This window comes from Streptomyces sp. NPDC051133 (assembly GCF_040682635.1).
In the GTDB taxonomy this organism is placed as follows: domain Bacteria; phylum Actinomycetota; class Actinomycetes; order Streptomycetales; family Streptomycetaceae; genus Streptomyces.
This window is the reverse complement of record NZ_JBFBBK010000163.1, coordinates 1-3,004: the sequence shown is the minus strand read 5'-3', so window position 1 is coordinate 3,004 and position 3,004 is coordinate 1. Positions and strand designations below refer to the sequence as shown.

The window sequence follows — 3,004 nt, the reverse complement described above, 5'->3', positions numbered from 1 at the left end:
GGCACGCGGCCTGCGTGATGTGAGTGCCGAACACCACTCACATCACCCAGACCGTCCTGTTGTTCTCGGTGAAGCAAATCCGCCCATGCTGGCTGCGGGCAGGCAGACGCGCGCCTACGTCCAAGCCCTGCCAGGGCCAGGACGACGACCTCGTCGAACCCTCAGACGCCTTGATAGATCTGTTCCAGCCGATCTGCCACCGCACGGATGGAGAATGATTCCTCCACGGCACGTGTGCCCGCTTCCGCAATCGCACCACGCTTTTCTGCGTCGGTCAGCAACTCGCACACAGCGTCGGCCATGGCTTGCGGGCTTCCGTCAGTGACGACCGCGGCGCCGCGGCGCGCCAGCTCGTCGGCGATTCTGCAGCCGTCGGTGCACACAACGGGAGTGCCGACGGACAGGGCTTCGAGCACGGCCATTCCGAATGACTCGCTCTCGCTCGGCAGGACATAGATGCTCGCTCTCGCCTGGGCACGGAGTGCTTCAGCATGTGTCAGCCCACCGCCATAGCCGACGATCTCCTCCAGCCCCTTGCCGGCGATGAGGCTGAGCACCGATGGCAGCGATCCCCCGTCCGGGCCGTACAGAGTGAATCGTGCGTCCGGCACCTTCTGATGGACCAGTTCGGCCATCTCGACGAAGGCCTCCGGGCGCTTGTGCGGATGCAGTCTGGCGAGGAAGATCACTTCCAGGTCCTCGCGTCGATGCGTCCCACGTGTCTCTGTACAGTTGGACCGTACGCCGTTCGGCAGCGTCAGCAGCGGGGGTCCCTTCGGGCCGACGACCTCGGCCACCGCCTGCCCCTCCTGTTCCGTGAGCACCAGGCAGCCGTGCGCCCGGCGCAGCAATGGCACGTACATGCTGTCGAAGATCCGGACGGCGATCCTCCGGCGCGCTTCCACCATGCCGTGCGTCTGGGTGAAGAATTTCTTGCGTCGCAGCGCCGCTACAGTGAGGGCCGCCAGCGAGACGAGGTCACGTCCGGCGTGGATGTGCACCACATCGGCCCTCTTCATGGAGCGCCACATGTCCCTGATGATGAGCGGGTGCATGAGTCCGATGAGGCTTTGAGGGAGCAGCGAGTGCGCCGGCCGTGTGCGCAGCGGCACCGAACCGATGTACGGCGGGGCCGGGTTCCTGCCCCGCCACAGGGACAGCAGCGCGACCTGATGGCCGCGCGCGGCACACTCTTCCACCTGCCCCGTCGCCACGCTCGTTGGGCCGCCGTATGCCCCGTCGTCGCTGACGAGTGTTACCACGTGAAGGATCTTCATGCTGCGGCCCCTGTGGTGATGACCGTGCCTGGAGCGATGTCGCGGTGGGCTACAGCGGAGGCCCCGACCACCGCGCCGCGGCCCACGGTGACGCCCCGCAGCACCATGGCCCGCGCCGCGATCCACGCGCCGGGCTCCAGGCGGATGGGGCCGTTGTCGAATTCGAAGGTGGCACTGTGACGCTGGTGGCTACCGGTGCACAGCAATGCCCCCTGGGAGATGCACACGTTGCTGCCGATGGTGATGGGCTCGAGGTTCAGCAGCCAGGCGCCCTCGCCGATCCACACGTCGTTGCCGATGTCCAACCGCCAGGGCCAGTGGACACGCACTCGCTGACGAATCAGTACCCGTTGCCCGATCCGCGCGCCGAAGGCTCTCAGCATGGCCGGCCGCCACCGGGCCGGGAACCACCATTTGACGAAGACCAGATTCAAAACGGCGAACCAGGCTGCCTGAACCAGCCACGGGCGCCCTTTGTCGTATCCGGCTCCTGTGAATCCCCGCAGAGTGCGAGCCGCAGCGAGCGGCGCTGCAGTGTCTGCCATGGACCGTCCTTCCCGACGTCCTTCCGATAGGGCAGTCTCCATAAAAGCCAGACAAGAAACAGAATATAGTGCGCGTGTTGGTGCGAACTCGACCATATGGGATGAACAGGCCAGGTTCGATGCTGAGCCAGAGCCTCTCCAACGCGCCCGCATCGAGCGATCTCTTGGTGTCACGGCGGCACAGGGACGGCTGGCGTGACATGCGGGTCCCGGCGCAGCTGGAACACGTCACCGCCCTTCTCGCTCACCGGTGCCAGGTCGCGCTTCGTCCGGTCCGCACGAGTTCCTCCGACTTCCTTCGACGGACCGGGGCGACGGCAAGAAAGATAGGGCGGGTCCACAAAGGCTCCGGCGGGATCCATGACTCCCCGCGTGCACGCCGTCCTCAGGCGAGAAGGCACCCGTGTGGGGGCAAACGGGTCGAACGGCTCCTGCGCCAGGCCGGCCTCTTTGGCATCAGCCCCCGCAAGGAGAAGGGCTTCACCCGCCGCGACCCGGACGCCGACACCGCCTTGACCTGGTCAGCGACTTCACTGCGCCAGCACCGAAGCGGTTGACGCCGACCTGGTCCTCACCACCTCGCCTTCCGCGAGGTCGAACCGGGACAACTGGTCCACCACGCCGACCATGACTGTCAATACATATCGATCAAGCTGACAACGCACCTGGTCAGGGCAGGTATTGAGGCCTGTAGCCTCCGCCGCATCCAGAATCGACTGGGCGACCTCAGCCCAATTGAGGTCGAGGAGAAAGAGTACGTACGCCGGCCAAGCAGCGGCCGGGCGAAGGGAACGTCAACTTGACCCGGTGCTGAAGGACCGGGTTTGGAGGTGGCGCCCTACTGGCTGCTGGGTTGGCTCCTCCGTCCAGACACCCTTATGCGGTGGGGGGACTTGTGACTCACGTCCCGCGTTCCACACGGTCTCGCCACGGGTGGCGATGTTGTGGGAAGCGTTCCGGTCGGTGTGGGCAACGACCCCGCCCCTGCGGCAGATGAAAAGGCCCTGGCCGACACGGTTGCGCTTGTCGATGTGCCGCACGCGGCGCACGTCTGTGACGTGTACGCGGGGTCAGCGAAGACCAGGCACGCTCGCCACCATGATCGGAGTCGCGTGACGCGGAATCCCTGGCTGGCCACCGGGACGTCAGGCAGCGTTTCCGGGCCTCGCAGCCGCGTCAGGC

Annotated in this window: 2 protein-coding genes; both read right to left on the bottom strand. The window is 66.1% G+C overall.

Translation table 11 applies throughout. The features are described 5' to 3' along the window. Positions 1 to 161: 161 nt before the first annotated feature. Positions 162 to 1,277 (bottom strand): glycosyltransferase, encoded by a 1,116-nt coding sequence (locus AB0N17_RS45875; RefSeq protein WP_366017617.1) that lies wholly within the window; start codon positions 1,275 to 1,277, stop codon positions 162 to 164. Beyond that, positions 1,274 to 1,822 (bottom strand): putative colanic acid biosynthesis acetyltransferase, encoded by a 549-nt coding sequence (locus AB0N17_RS45870; RefSeq protein WP_366017616.1) that lies wholly within the window; start codon positions 1,820 to 1,822, stop codon positions 1,274 to 1,276. The genes AB0N17_RS45875 and AB0N17_RS45870 overlap by 4 nt, the downstream gene beginning before the upstream one ends. Positions 1,823 to 3,004 lie beyond the last annotated feature (1,182 nt).

Coding starts and splice junctions, on each gene's coding strand:
- AB0N17_RS45875 (WP_366017617.1), bottom strand. CDS start 1,277: ATGAAGATCCTTCACGTGGTAACACTCGTCAGCGACGACGGGGCATAC.
- AB0N17_RS45870 (WP_366017616.1), bottom strand. CDS start 1,822: ATGGCAGACACTGCAGCGCCGCTCGCTGCGGCTCGCACTCTGCGGGGA.